11 protein-coding genes and 3 tRNA genes are annotated in these 13485 nt (G+C 70.3%); 7 read left to right on the plus strand and 7 right to left on the minus strand.

The genetic code is table 11. The annotated features are described in order from the left end of the window. Positions 1–20: 20 nt before the first annotated feature. Both FHW73_RS09415 and FHW73_RS09420 read right to left on the minus strand, forming a co-directional pair. Complete coding sequence (locus FHW73_RS09415) at positions 21–365, minus strand: response regulator (RefSeq protein WP_183426438.1); 345 nt, start codon at positions 363–365, stop codon at positions 21–23. Further along, entirely contained in the window at positions 362–2728 is a 2367-nt protein-coding gene (locus FHW73_RS09420) for a PAS domain S-box protein (protein ID WP_183426439.1), read from the minus strand. The genes FHW73_RS09415 and FHW73_RS09420 overlap by 4 nt, the downstream gene beginning before the upstream one ends. Positions 2729–2941: 213 nt before the next feature. On the opposite strand from FHW73_RS09420, the gene FHW73_RS09425 reads away from it, so the two are divergent. Continuing rightward, on the plus strand, positions 2942–3646 hold the full coding sequence (locus tag FHW73_RS09425) for a protein phosphatase 2C domain-containing protein (RefSeq protein ID WP_183426440.1): 705 nt from the start codon (positions 2942–2944) through the stop codon (positions 3644–3646). Positions 3647–3674: 28 nt separating this feature from the next. Here the strand turns inward: FHW73_RS09425 and dnaQ are convergent, their stop codons facing one another. The 3 genes from dnaQ to FHW73_RS09440 are packed head-to-tail and all read right to left on the minus strand — an operon-like array spanning position 3675 to position 5536. Continuing rightward, positions 3675–4388 (minus strand): DNA polymerase III subunit epsilon, encoded by a 714-nt coding sequence (gene dnaQ / locus FHW73_RS09430; protein ID WP_183426441.1) that lies wholly within the window; start codon positions 4386–4388, stop codon positions 3675–3677. Positions 4389–4414: 26 nt separating this feature from the next. Then, positions 4415–4861 (minus strand): ribonuclease HI, encoded by a 447-nt coding sequence (gene rnhA / locus FHW73_RS09435; RefSeq protein ID WP_183426442.1) that lies wholly within the window; start codon positions 4859–4861, stop codon positions 4415–4417. Positions 4862–4882: 21 nt separating this feature from the next. Continuing rightward, positions 4883–5536 carry a methyltransferase domain-containing protein gene (locus tag FHW73_RS09440; protein ID WP_183426443.1) on the minus strand — a complete coding sequence of 218 codons (654 nt, stop codon included), beginning with the start codon at positions 5534–5536 and terminating at the stop codon, positions 4883–4885. Positions 5537–5580: 44 nt separating this feature from the next. On the opposite strand from FHW73_RS09440, the gene gloB reads away from it, so the two are divergent. Both gloB and FHW73_RS09450 read left to right on the plus strand, forming a co-directional pair. Next, positions 5581–6348 (plus strand): hydroxyacylglutathione hydrolase, encoded by a 768-nt coding sequence (gene gloB / locus FHW73_RS09445; protein ID WP_183426444.1) that lies wholly within the window; start codon positions 5581–5583, stop codon positions 6346–6348. Further along, positions 6345–7556, plus strand: a complete 1212-nt coding sequence (locus tag FHW73_RS09450; protein ID WP_183426445.1) for a lytic transglycosylase domain-containing protein — start codon at positions 6345–6347, stop codon at positions 7554–7556. The genes gloB and FHW73_RS09450 overlap by 4 nt, the downstream gene beginning before the upstream one ends. Before the next feature lie 347 nt (positions 7557–7903). Here FHW73_RS09450 and FHW73_RS09455 read toward each other — a convergent pair whose 3' ends face one another. Next, a complete protein-coding gene (locus FHW73_RS09455) occupies positions 7904–9883 on the minus strand; it encodes a SurA N-terminal domain-containing protein (protein WP_183426446.1) in 1980 nt (659 codons plus the stop codon). Positions 9884–10130: 247 nt separating this feature from the next. On the opposite strand from FHW73_RS09455, the gene FHW73_RS09460 reads away from it, so the two are divergent. From FHW73_RS09460 to FHW73_RS09475, 4 genes are all read left to right on the plus strand, one after another. Then, positions 10131–10409 carry an HU family DNA-binding protein gene (locus FHW73_RS09460; protein WP_047136197.1) on the plus strand — a complete coding sequence of 93 codons (279 nt, stop codon included), beginning with the start codon at positions 10131–10133 and terminating at the stop codon, positions 10407–10409. 20 nt (positions 10410–10429) lie between these two features. Continuing rightward, positions 10430–10504, plus strand: a tRNA-Val gene (locus FHW73_RS09465). Positions 10505–10523: 19 nt separating this feature from the next. Continuing rightward, positions 10524–10600: transfer RNA gene (locus FHW73_RS09470), tRNA-Asp, on the plus strand. Positions 10601–11745: 1145 nt separating this feature from the next. Continuing rightward, positions 11746–11822 (plus strand) — tRNA-Asp (locus FHW73_RS09475). A gap of 91 nt (positions 11823–11913) precedes the next feature. On the opposite strand, the gene FHW73_RS09480 is transcribed toward FHW73_RS09475, so the two are convergent. Further along, positions 11914–13485, minus strand: a complete 1572-nt coding sequence (locus tag FHW73_RS09480) for a serine hydrolase domain-containing protein (RefSeq protein WP_183426447.1) — start codon at positions 13483–13485, stop codon at positions 11914–11916.

Genomic DNA, 13485 nt, shown 5'->3' on the forward strand with positions numbered 1-13485 from the left:
TGCGGGCAACGCCGCAACGGTCAGAAGCCCAACTGCTGGAGCGCCTGGTCGAGGTCCACCGGCTTGAGGCAATGCGCGGACGCGGCGAATTCGCTCGGCAGCATGGCCAGGTCGTAGCCGGAGGCGAACACGAACGGAATCCCCACGCGCTGCAGGCGTTGCGCCAGCGGGTAGCTCTTTTCGCCATCGAGGTTGACGTCGAGGATGGCCGCGTCGAAATCGGGCTCGGGCTCCAGCAAGGCCAACGCCGCGCCGAGCGTGGCGACCGGGCCGACCACCTCGATCCCGCGCGCGCACAGGCCGTCGTGCAGGTGCATCGCCAGCATGTACTCGTCCTCGACCACCAGGATGCGCGGCATCGTCACGCCGCACGCTCCCGCAGTATGGCGCGCGTGCCGTCGAGCGGCACATCGATGCGACACAGAATGCCGTCGGCCAGCAAGCGGTGGGTCGTCCGCGCGCCCAACTGATAGGGCAATGCGTGCTCGATCAATTCGCGGCCGTAACCGGCGACGCTATCGGCGACCGCCATGCCGGCCACGCCGTGTTCGTGCCAGGTCAGCCGCAGCTCGGTCGACTGCTGGGCCTCACCCGGCACGATCTCCCAGCGGATATCCAACTGCCCGCCCGCATCCGACAGCGCGCCGTGCTTGAAGGCGTTGGTCGTGAGTTCGTGCAGTGCAAGCGCGAGCGTCTGCACAACGCGCGAGCGCAGCGGCACGCCGGCCGGTCCATCGAGTGTGACCCGGGGGTCGTCCTCGCCCACGCCGTGGGCCTCGAGCTCCTGGCGCAACAAGGCATCGAAGGTGACACGGTCCAGCGCGGCCCCCTGCGACAACAGACCCTGGACCCGCCCGAGCGCATCGAGCCGGGCGCGGAACCGGCTCGCGAACGAGGCCAGATCGGGGCTGCCTTGCAGCGTGCGGCGCGCCAGCGACTGCACCACTGCGATCAGGTTTCGGGTGCGATGTTGCAGCTCGGCGACGAGCGTTTCGAGCAACACCGCGTGCTCGCGCTCGGCGGTGATGTCGCGGCCGATGCCCGCGATCCGCTGCACGCGGCCGGCATCGTCGAACAGCGGGAAGGCGGTATTGCGCACCCAGATCGTGCGGCCGTCACTGGGGCGTTGCACGCGGAACTCGAAGTCGGCGCGACCGCCATGGCGCACCTTGCGCATCCGCGCGCGCACCTCGGCCAGATCATCGGCATGCACGGTCGACATCCATAGTCCCGGGTCGCGGATCGCAGCCTCGCGCGCGACGCCGTAGATCGCCTCGAACGCCGGGCTCAGATACTCCAGCGCCAAGGTGTCGGCGTTGCGGATCCACAGCACATCGGACGAGGCGTCGCTGAACTGACGGAACCGCGCCTCGCTTTCGCGCAGCGACAGCTCGGCCTGGCGCCGGCCGGTGATGTCCATGCTGACCGCCAGGCTGCCGACGATCTCGCCGTCGGCGTCGCGCCATGGCACCACCGACAGCCGCAGCCAGTAGCGCTCGCCGTCCACGACGATGCGCTTTTCCACGGTGTTCGCCACACCCTCGTCCAGGACGCGTTTCAGCAGCGCAGCGCTCTCGGGCCAATCCTCGGGATGCGTGAGCTCCTCGATCCGCTTGCCGACCAGCGCTTCGCGCGGCGCGCCGACCGTCCGGCAGTACTGCTCGTTGACGTAGACCAGACGGGTGTCGCGGTCGGCGATCGCCACGCCGATACCGGCCTGCTCGACGACTGCGCGATAACGCTGCTCGCTGGACGTCAGCGCGATCTCGGCAGCGGCCCGCTCGGAGGCCGCGCCTGCGCGCTCGCCGACTTCGCGCAGCAGGTTCAACTCCGCGGTGGTCCAGTGCCGCGGCGTGCGCGCAGCCGCAACGAACACCGATGCGCCCTGCTGTCCGCGCCCGGCGCGCACGGTCATCACCAGCGCGGCGACCTCTTGCATCCGCAGCGCGGAGCGCGACGCCGCATCGAACGTGGTGTCGCGTTCGACGTCGTGGCTCACCACATTACCGTGTTCGGCGACCCAGTCGGGCAGCCGCAGCACCGGTGCGCGCGGGTCGCGGCTCCAGCCCTCGCGCACGCGCAGGCCGCCCACCGGATCGTCGGCCGCCAGGCCGACGCGATCGAGGCCGAGGTGCTCGCCGATCCTGCGCGAGGCCACGCGCAGGATGTCCGCCGGTGCGCACAGACTGCGCAGTTCGTCGCCCAGCGCCAGCAGGAAGGCCTCGTGCCGGCCTGCCTCGCGCGCAGCGGCCAGCATCGACTCGCGGGTCAGCTCGCGAATGATCGCCAGCATGCCGGCAGGGCGCCCCTGCTCGTCGCGCAGCGGCGAATAATCCGCGTCGAACAACGCCCGCTCGGGCACGCCGTTGCGCATGAGCTCCAGCGGGTGGCCGCGCAGTTGCAGCGAGCGCCCGGCCAGGGTTTCGCTCAGGATATGGTCGACGAACGCTTCGGCCTCCGGCCAGGCCTCGATCAACGGCAGGCCAAGCTGGCGCGGATGGCGGGTGCCGGCCACGTCGCGATGGGCGTCGTTGTAGAGCAGCAGCCCACTCGGGCCCCAGGCGATCGCCATCGGCGCCGGCGAATCGAGCATCGTCGCGACCGCCTGGCGCAGCGCCGCGGGCCAGCGCTCGATGCTCCCGATCGGCGTGGACCGCCAGTCGAACGCGCGGATGCGCGTGGCCATCTCGCCATCGTTCCAGTGCCACGGGACATCGGGTGCTTGCATTGCGGGGTCGGGGACAGACAAGGCCATCACGATACGGCAGCGGGCTGCGCCCGCAAGCCCGCCTACACGGGATCGGTACAGGTGCCGGCCTATGCTCGCGGGCCGACCGGCGCCACAATGCCCCATGCGCGCCCCCACCCCGCCTCCGAGCCTTGCCGCCCGAGCCCCTTCCTGCCCCGGCCCGCTCCCGGTCCGTCGGCGCGGAGACCCCGCATGATCGAATTCGGACATCTGACCCACGTCGGCCTGCGCCGCGAGCTCAACGAAGACACCTACTACGGCGACAGCGAGCTTGGGCTCTGGCTGGTCGCCGACGGCATGGGCGGGCACGAGTACGGCGAGGTCGCCAGCGCGCTGGCGCGCGAGGCGATCGTGCGCGAGATCCGCCAGGGGCGCTCGCTGCCCCAGGCGATCCGGTTGGCGGACGAGGAGATCATCCGCGCATCAAGGCGGCGTAGCGACACCCTGCCGATGGGCACCACCGTGGTCGCAGCGCGCGTCACCGGCAGCCGTTTCGAGGTCGCCTGGGTCGGCGACAGCCGGGTGTACCTGTGGCGCGACGGGCAACTGGCGCAGTTGTCGCAGGACCACAGTTATGTGCAGGCGCTGATCGCGCAGGGCGCGCTGAGCGTGGACCAGGCGCGGACCCATCCGCAGCGCAATGTGGTCACCCAGGCACTGGGGGTCACCGACCCGCAGGCCCTCAATGTCGAAACGCTGGCTGGCGAACTCGCGCCGGGCAATCAGCTCTTGCTGTGCAGCGACGGCCTGACCGAGGAAGTCGACGACCGGGCGATCGCGCAGGTGCTGGCGCATGCCGAATGCAGCGCGCAGGAATGCGTCGACGGTCTGGTGGCCGCCGCGCTCGACGGCGGCGGCTCGGACAACATCACCGCGATCCTGATCCGCCGCCACTGAGCGGCGCAGTCGTCCCCGGGTCGCCGCCTCAGACGGCCTCGGCCACGACGGGTGCGTCCCACAGGCACTGGCCGGCCTTGCGGCGGATCGCCTCCACCCGCGCCGCATGCAGCGCTAGGTCGGCCTCCGGCACCGCCAACGCCGGCCGCACGCCGGTGGGCTGCACTGCGGTCACCTGCACCGTGGCCCGGGTCTCGACTGGCGCTGCGAAGCCGATCTCATGCTGGCCCGCAGTCAGCGCCAGGTAGACCTCGGCCAGCAGCTGCGCGTCGAGCAGTGCGCCGTGGAGCTGGCGGTGGGTGTTGTCCACGCCCAGCCGCTTGCACAGCGCGTCGAGCGAGTTGCGCTGGCCGGGATAACGCTGGCGCGCCAGCAGCAGGGAGTCCTCGACCGTCACCCGGCTGCGGATGTCACCGTAATGCGGGCCCAGCCGGGACAGTTCGTAGTCCAGAAAGCCGATGTCGAACGCGGCGTTGTGGATGACCAATTCGGCGCCATCGATGAAGGCCAGGAAGGCGTCGGCGATCGCCTCGAACGGCGGCTTGTCGGCCAGGAACTCCAGGCTCAGGCCGGTGACCTCGGCGGCGCCCTGCTCGAAATCCACATCGGGCCGGATGTATTGATGGTAGGTGCGGCCGGTCGGGCGGCGCTCGACCAGTTCCACGCAACCGATCTCGACGACCCGGTTGCCCTTCTTCCATTCCAGGCCCGTGGTCTCGGTGTCGAGCACGATCTGTCGCATCGGTCGGAATTCCTTGTTGTCGTCGGTCAGGCGACCGCGGCGCGCTGGGCGCGCGCGGCGGCGGTGGCGAGCGCGTCGGCACGCTCGTTCTCCGGGTGACCGGCGTGGCCCTTCACCCAGTGCCAGGCGATCTCATGGCGTTGGCAGGCCTGCTGCAGGCGTTGCCACAGGTCCTGGTTCTTGACCGCGCCGCCGCCGGCGGTCTTCCAGCCGCGCCGCACCCAGTTGGCCAACCATTCGGTGATGCCCTGGCGCACGTACTGCGAATCGGTATGCAGATCGACCCGGCAGGGCTCGGTCAGCGCCTCGAGCGCGGCGATCGCGGCCATCAGCTCCATGCGGTTGTTGGTGGTCTGCGGCTCGCCGCCACTCAGTTCGCGCTCGGTGCTGCGGTAGCGCAGCAGCGCGCCCCAGCCGCCGGGGCCGGGATTGCCGAGGCAAGCGCCATCGGTATAGATCTCGATCGACTTCATCAATGTCCTGTTGCGGAGGGGTCAGGCCGCCGGCGCGGCGGCCGGCAGGGCCAGCGTGCGCGGCTGGCGGACCGGGGTCAGCGGCAGATGCCGCTTCTGGCAACGCATCGCGTAGGCGGCACGAAAGCCGGGCCCGTGCTGGAGGGTCGGCGACACCACCGGCCGCCAACTGGGGCCGACGCCGCGCGAGACGGCGTCGGGCGCAAGCCCGGCCTCGCGCAGCCGCCGGCGCCAGGCCAGCGGCTCGGCGCTGGCGATGCCGCTGCCACGCCAGCGCCAGCGGTAGGGCGTGAGCGGGTTGAGCAGCAGCAGCCACAGGTGACCGCCGGGGGCAAGCACGCGCACGGCCTCTTCGAGCAGGCCACGATCCTCGCCGTGCGGGCCGACCACGTGCTGCAGCAGCACCGCGCCGAAGGCCTCGCTGGGCAGCGGCAACGGCCAGGCGCAGCGCACCGGGCCGTGCAGGCCGTGGCCGCCGCGCACCAGGCACAGGCCGCGCCCGTCGATCTCGATCTCCGGCGCGACTGGCGTCAGCCACAGCCAAGGCAGCCCGGGATGCCCGCCCAGCGCCTCGGCCACCAGGGCGTGTTCGCTGTCGAGCACCGCGCGTCCGGCCGGGGTCTGGAACCAGACGCCGACGCTGCCGGGTTGACCGGATGGAGAAATCGCGGGCATGGTCCGCATTGTAAGGCCTCCGGCCGCCACCGCCTTCCCGACCGATGCAACTGCAGGCGCTGCGCGCGTTCGAGGACAACTACATCTGGACGCTCGCGGCCGACGATGGCGCCGCGGTGGTCGTCGACCCCGGCGAGGCCGGGCCGGTGCTGGCGGCCGCCCAGCAGGGCCTGCGCCCGGCGCTGGTGCTGCTGACCCATCACCACAACGACCACATCGGCGGCGTCGCCGCCCTGCGCGAGCGCTGGCCGTCGCTGGAGATTGTCGCGCCCGACGACGCCCGCATCCCCCTGGCGACCCGCCGGGTGGGCGACGGCGAGCGGCTTGAGATCGGCCCCTGGGCCTTCGACGTGCTGGCCGTGCCGGGTCACACCCGCAGCCATATCGCCTTCGTCGGCCACGGCCACCTGTTCTGCGGCGACACGCTGTTCAGCCTCGGCTGTGGGCGGATGTTCGAAGGTAGCGCGGTCCAGATGCTGGCCTCACTCGACCGCCTGGCGGCGCTGCCCGCCGATACGCTGGTCTGTTGCGGCCATGAATACACCCGGTCCAACGCGGCATTTGCCCGCGTTGTCGATCCGGACAACGCGGCGCTGCGGCGCCGCGAACAGGAGATCGTCTCGATGCGCAGTGCCCACCGGCCCACGCTTCCCGTTCCCCTGCAGGCCGAGCTTGCCTGCAATCCGTTCCTGCGCGTCGACGCCCCGGCCGTCCGGGCCGCGGCCTGCGCGCATGCCGACCTCGCCCCGGGCGCTGGCCGCGCCGACGTGTTCGCCGCCCTACGGCACTGGAAAGACGGCTTTCGCGCATGAGGGCGGGCCCTCGTACCCGGCTCGTGGCGGGCCTGCTGGCCGCCGCGGTCTCGGCGCTGTGCCAGGCCGGCAACGCCCCCAGCCCCGCCGCGCCGCCGCCCACAGCGCCCACCGGCGCCCTGGCGCAGCTGGCGACGCCCGCGGCCTCCCCGGCGCCACCTCAGGCGACGACGCGCACCGGCCGGGAGATCTACCTGCGCTTTCGCGACGGACTGGCCGAACAGGACTGCAGCGACGATGCCAGCGAGCGCTGGCGCTCGCATTTCGCGCATGTCCCGCGCCAGCTCGTCTCGCGCAACACCGATGTCCTGCCGCTGTTCGGCTACGTGGTCGATGCGGTGCGCGAGGCGCACCTGCCGACCGAGTACGCACTGATCCCGTTCGTCGAGAGCGGCTACCGACCCGGCGCGCGCAGCGCGGCAGGGCCGGCCGGACTATGGCAGTTCATCGCGGTCACCGCGCGCAACCACAAGATCCCGATCCGCGCCGGCTATGACGGCCGGCTGTCGCCCGCCGACTCCACGCGCGCGGCGGTACGCTATCTCAAGACCCTGCACGGCATGTTCGCCGGCGACTGGCGGCTGGCGGTAATGGCTTACAACGCCGGCGAGTACCGTGTCTTCGGTGCGCTCGAGCGCGCTGGCCAGGTCGCCGCCAAGGCCGATCCGGAGGCGCTGCCGATGCCCGCGCTGACCCAAGCCTACGTACGCAAGCTCCATGCGCTGTCGTGCCTGATCAAGGAAGCCGAGACGCGCGAGGACTGGATGGCCGCGCTCGATCGCGAAGTGCCGATCCTGCAGGCGATCACCGTACCCGACGGCATCCGCGATCTCGACGGGCTCGCATCGCGGCACGAGACCGACGCGGCCCAGCTCAAACGACTGAACCCGGCGCACACCGACGGGCGCATCGCGCGTATCGGACAGCCCACCCAGGTCCTGGTGCCGCAGGCCGCGGCGACACCGCCGGTGTTCCTGGCGGAAGCGCCGCCGGAGTTCGAACCGCTGCCGCCGGCCGGAGGCGCGTCGCAGGCGGCACCGACGCGCAGTGCAGCGCCGTCGGTGCATACGGTGACACGCGGCGATTCAGTCTGGTCGATCGCACGTCGCTATGGCCTCAGCAGCCAGGAACTGCTCCGCCGCAACGGTCTCGATCCGCGCAGCATCCTGCGTCCGGGCATGGAATTGCACATCGGCGAGGCGCACTAGGCGCCAAGGTACGCGGCCGGCCTGCGGGTTCGGTCGCTTCGGATGCGTGCGCGTTCGTGCACACCCGGCATCGATGCGCGCGTGCGTGCGGCGCCCTCGGTCGAGGGCGGTCGCTGGACACGGCGCGCAGCCCGACGCACCCACATTTCCGCGGCTGTGCAATCGCGCATCTCAACCGGATCGAAGCCGTCGCCTGCCGTCTGCTCCTAAGCGGTGTCGGCATCGCGATGCACACGGCGCGCCCAACCGAGCTTGCGGGGCACATAGCAAAACGCCCGGCATGGCCGGGCGTTTGCTCGATCTCGGCGCCCGGACGGCGCATGCGCCGCCGGGTTCGAAGGGTGACGTCAGAGCCGCTCTTCGTTGACCGTGATCTTCATCTGCCGGCGCAGGGCCCGCTGCAGCACATCCGCATCCTCATTGCCGAGCAATGCGCCGAGCTGCTGCTTGAGCATCGCCTGCTGCTGCGGCGGCGCCTGCGCCGGATCGCCCGGCACCACGCGCTCGACGACGAACACCACCGCGCTGCCGTCAGGCCGCAGCGTGCGACCGGGCGCGGTCTTGCCCTCGGCCGGCGGCATCGTCTGGAAGTACGCCGTATTCGACGCCGGGTCGGGCACCGGCGCGCCGCGCGGGATACCCGGCACCGACTGCGGCTCCAGGCCGTGCGCCTGGGCGACCGCCTGCAGGGTCTTGCCGGCCTTCAGCTCGGCGACCATGGCATCGGCCGCCTGCTCGGCCTGCTGGCGCATGCGATTCGCTCGAACTTCGGCGGTCACACGGTCGCGCACCTCGTCCAACGTCTGCGCACGCTCAGGTGTGTGTGCAGTGACGCGGATGAAGACCGTGTGGTTGGGCGCGATCTCGATCGGATCGCTGACCGTGCCGTCCTGGGTCAGCGCCTCGGAGAACGCCGCCTGCTCCACCGCCCGGTTCGCGGCGATGCCGGTGCCGGCACCGCGTGCGAACGGTGCGATCGTGCGCACCTCGAGCTGCCCCGCGGCCGCAGCCTGCTCGAGTGACATCGGGTGGCGGTTGATCTCGTCCACGATCCGGCCGATCTGCTCGTTATAGGCGCGCGCGCCCTCGCCGTCGCGGACTTCGCGCTCCATTTCTTCGCGCACGTCCTCGAACGCGACCGGCTTGCCGGCCTCGATCTCGCGCAACTGCAGCACATGCCAACCGAAGTCGGTCTTCACCGGCTGGCTGACCGTCCCGGCCTGCATGCCGAACAGTGTGTCCTCGAACGGGCCGGCCATCATGCCCTTCTCGACCCAGCCCAGATCGCCGCCGTTGTCGCGCGAGCCTGGATCGTCGGAATGCGCACGCGCCAGCGCGGCGAAGTCGGCGCCGGGCTGGGCTGCCTGTGCGGCAAGATCCGCTGCTTCCTTCTGCGCCGCCTGCTGCGCGGCCGCGTCGGCACCGGCCGGCACTTCGACCAGAATATGCGAGGCCAGACGGCGCTCGGTGGCCGCGAACCGCGACTTGACCTGCTCGAAATGCGCGCGCGCCTCGGCTTCATCGACCTCGCCGGCACCGGCCTGCGGCTGGGCGAGCACTTCGATGTACTCGAGCGCGACCTTTTCCGGTTCGCGGTAACGGTTGGCGTTCTTCTCGAACCACGCCTTTAGATCCGCATCGGCCACCGGCGCCGTATCGACCGCCGGCGGCGGCACGACCACGAACGCGACGTCGCGACGCTCGTCGAGCAGACGCATCATGCGTTCGGCTTCCGACGGGGTGACGAATGCCGACTCGGCGATCGCCTGCGGCACCAGCGCACGCTGCAGGTCGCGACGGATCGACGCCTGGAACTCGGCCGGAGTCCGCGGCGGCTGCCCGGACTGCAGCGTCATCTGGTAGCGCTGCGCATCGAAGCGGCCATCGACCTGGAAGGCAGGAATCGACGCGATGATCTCGCGCACCTGCGCATCGCCGACGACGATGTTGGCGCGCTCGGCGGCCAGACCCAGCACCGCGCGGTCGATCAACTGCTCGAGCACTTCGCGCTTGCTGTCCAGGGTCTCGAATGCGCGCGCATCGAAGTTCTCGCCTTCGTCCTGACGGCGCTGCTCGCGGACCGAGTCGAATGCCTGGCGGAACTCCTCGGGTGTGACCTCAGTCGAGGTCCACGCCAGCTTGCGCACCAGCCACATGTCGGGCGCCGAGCGCCACCAGGTCGGCGGGGCCTCGACCTTGGCCGCATAGTCGGCATTGTTCTGGAACAGGTAGTGCTCCATCCCGAAGAACGCGAACGGCACCGCCAGCAACGCAACGATGGCGATGGCGATCCAACCACTGGTCTTTTCTCGAAGCGCTTGCAGCATGAGTCGGGGCACGGGATGGGCGAGCCGGGCAGTTTACCCGCAAGCACGGACCCGCGCAGGACCGGGGCCCGACGCGCCCTTGGCGGCCCCGTCGGGCAGCCATTCAGGCCTGCACCCGCAAGGTCGTAATCGACCGGGGGATCGCGTACCATGCGCGTCCGACCGGCGCCGCCCGGCCGGCGGCGCCGTGCATGCCGGCTCAGCGTCCAGACGCTCAACGTCGAATAATTAAAAGAGGAATTCACTGATGGCCCTTAGCAAGAACGATGTCCTGGCTTCCGTCGCCGAGAAGGCCGGCCTGTCCCGCGCCGACGCTGGCCGTGCGGTCGACGCGCTGCTCGACACCATCACCGAAGCGCTGAAGAACGGCGACGCGGTGAACTTCGTCGGCTTCGGTTCGTTCGTCGCCCGTCCGCGCGCCGCGCGCACCGGCCTGAACCCGCAGACCAAGGAAACGATCCAGATCCCCGCCTCGACCGTCCCGGCATTCAAGGCTGGCAAGGCGCTCAAGGATGCGGTAAAGTAAGCGGCTAGGCTGTTCCGCATGGGTGCTTAGCTCAGCGGTAGAGCGTCTCCCTTACAAGGAGAGGGTCGGGGGTTCGAAACCCTCAGCACCCACCAAGCAACAGGTTTCCAATGTGGAGCGGTAGTTCAGCTGGTTAGAATGCTGGCCTGTCACGCCGGAGGTCGCGGGTTCGAGTCCCGTCCGCTCCGCCACTGGTTGAAGAAGAACCCCGCCTTGGCGGGGTTTTTTTTGTGCGTCCGATGCGTGGTGCGGGCCTGGCGCGATGTTGAACATGGGCGTCGAATCCGACTTCGCGTGTGGGCGCCGAGTCCGGCTTCGCGTGTCCTGCCCCGCCCCCACCCAACCCTCCCCCGCATGCGGGGGAGGGCTTTTGCGGTTTCGACCGGACCGCGCGAGCGCCGGATGGCGCACCACCTCCCCGCATGCGGGGGCTTCCTGCACTCTCGAACTGAGGACGCGAACGTCGAGTGGTGCACCACCTCCCCCGCTTGCGGGCGGAGGTCGACGCCGAAGGCGTCGGGTGGGGGCGTGGGCTTTTGGTGCTGCGGCAGGTCGAGACCTGCACGCGCACGAGATCGCTTTCGACGCGCATGCCGGCACAGCGATCGCACCACGCCCCCACGCAACCCTCCCCCGCATGCGGGGGAGGGCTTTTGCGGTTTCGATCGGACCGCGCGAACGTCGGATGGCGCACCACCTCCCCCGCTTGCGGGCGGAGGTCGACGCCAAAGGCGTCGGGTGGGGGCGTGGGCTTTTGGCGCCGCGGCAGGTCGAGACCTGCACGCGCAGGAGATCGCTTTCGACGCGCATGCCGGCACAGCGATCGCACCATGCCCCACCCAACCCTCCCCCGCATGCGGGGGAGGGCTTTTGCGGTTTCGATCGGACCGCGCGAGCGTCGGATGGCGCACCACCTCCCCGCATGCGGGGGCTTCCTGCACTCTCGAACTGAGGACGCGAACGTCGAGTGGTGCAACACCTCCCCCGCTTGCGGGCGGAGGTCGACGCCGAAGGCGTCGGGTGGGGGCGCGGGCTTTTGGCGGCAGGTCGAGACGTGCACTTGCATGACGCCACTCTCGACGCACGTACCGCGACAGCGACCCCGTCACTGCGACACACCCACGATCCACGTATGCAGTGACATCGCTCATCGCACACCTTGTCCGACGCTGCGGACCGTCGACACATCGCGCAGCCCACGCACATCGATCGACGCAGCGCATGCGCCTTGCAGACGCATTGATCCGACAGCACACGCACCGACGAAGACGGCGATGAAAAAAAGATCGCGCACCCCCTTCCCAAGCGCGCGAATTCGCGTAGAATCTCGCGCCTCGGAGCGGTAGTTCAGCTGGTTAGAATGCTGGCCTGTCACGCCGGAGGTCGCGGGTTCGAGTCCCGTCCGCTCCGCCAGTGTTACGAAAAACCCCTGCAGCGATGCAGGGGTTTTTTCGTTCTGGTCCGCGCAGGCCGCATCGCCTGCGACGGCGATGCCGCGTCTCGCTCAATCGCAGTCGCCGATGCGCACCAGCGCCAGGTCTTCGAAGTCGTAGCTGAAGTCCGCGTCCGGATCGACCTTGGCCATCTGCAGCGAGACCGCGCGGCCGTTCACCGGCGTCGGTCGCAGCCAGGCATCGACGTCGACATCGGGCGCGCGCCAGCGCACCTGGAGCCCGCCCTCGACCGCGACGACGTCGCCATCGAGTTTCGGCGAACGCATCGAGATCCAACGCAGGCCACCGTCGCGCGGACACAGCGCGACATCACCGAACCACGGATCGCGGTAACGCCCGGCAAGCGAGGCGGCGGCTGCCGGCGCGATGGCGACCGCATCGTCGGTCTCCGGCTGCGTTGTGTGGTCTGCGGTCCCCCGCTCCGCCTCCAGCCGGCCGGCATAGTCATCGATGTCGTGCGCGCCGCCGTCGGTGGCGACGAACTGCTTGACCAGCGCCTGCGTCAGCACGGTGCGCGCCTGGTCGGCATCGCCGTTGATCAGCACCACGATACCGACGCGCTGCTCGGGCAGCAGCACCAACGAGGACACCATGCCCGACAGCGTGCCGGTGTGCGACACCTTCGCGGTGCCGTCGACATCGGTCAGCCGCCAGCCATAGCCATAGGCCGAGAAATGGCTGCGGTCCCAGGCACGCATGCGTGCGGTCAGCGGCATCGGCATGTGCGCGGTCCAGGCCGCCTCGCGCTGCGCGGCCGACAGCCAGGGCCGGCCTGGCGCACCGATCTCGGGGTCGAGCCAGGCCTGCGCCCAGCGCAGCATGTCGTCCAGGCTGCAACGCAGTCCGCCGGCTGCCATCATCGGTTCGTCGGGAATCATTGCGTCGTCGCCACGCACGACGGTATTGCGGCCCTCGAGGCGGGCATGCGGTTGGGCGACGTTGCCGACCGCATCACGCTCCCAGGCGCCGGCCTGGCAGCGGGTCATGCCGAGCGGTTCGAAGACCTCGCGGCGCACCAGCGTGTCGTACGGGGCGCCGCCGGCCGCGGCCGCGACTTCGCCGGCGACGATATAGAGCGTGTTGTCGTAGGCGTAGCGTGCACGGAAACTCCAGCGCGGCCGCAGGTGGCGCAATCCCTCGATCACCTGCGCGCGGGTGAAGGCGTTCGGCGACGGCCACAGCATCAGGTCGCCTGCACCCGGACCCAGGCCGCTGTTGTGGATCAGCAGGTCGCGGACCTGGATCTCACGCGTGACCCAGTCGTCGTACATGCGGAAATCCGGCAGGTACCGCACCACCGGATCGTCCCAGCGCAGCCGCCCGGCATCGACCAGCCGTGCGAGCACCGCACCGGTCATCGCCTTGCTGTTGGAGGCGATCTTGAACAGCGTTTCGGCATCGACGGCCTCGCCCTCGCCCGCACGCAACTCGCCGCGCGTGTGCCGCAGTACGACCTCGCCATCGACCACCACGCCGACCGCGATGCCGGGCAGCGCGTAGCGCTCGGCCGCGGCGTCGACCAGCGCCGCCAGCCGCGCAGGTGGGACAGGCACAGCGGCCCCTGCGGGCAGGCCGGCGACCAGCCAGCCCGCCAGCGCCCAGGCCAGGCGAGTGGCGCGCAT

The organism is Luteimonas sp. RC10 (genome assembly GCF_014192745.1).
Taxonomy (GTDB): domain Bacteria; phylum Pseudomonadota; class Gammaproteobacteria; order Xanthomonadales; family Xanthomonadaceae; genus Luteimonas.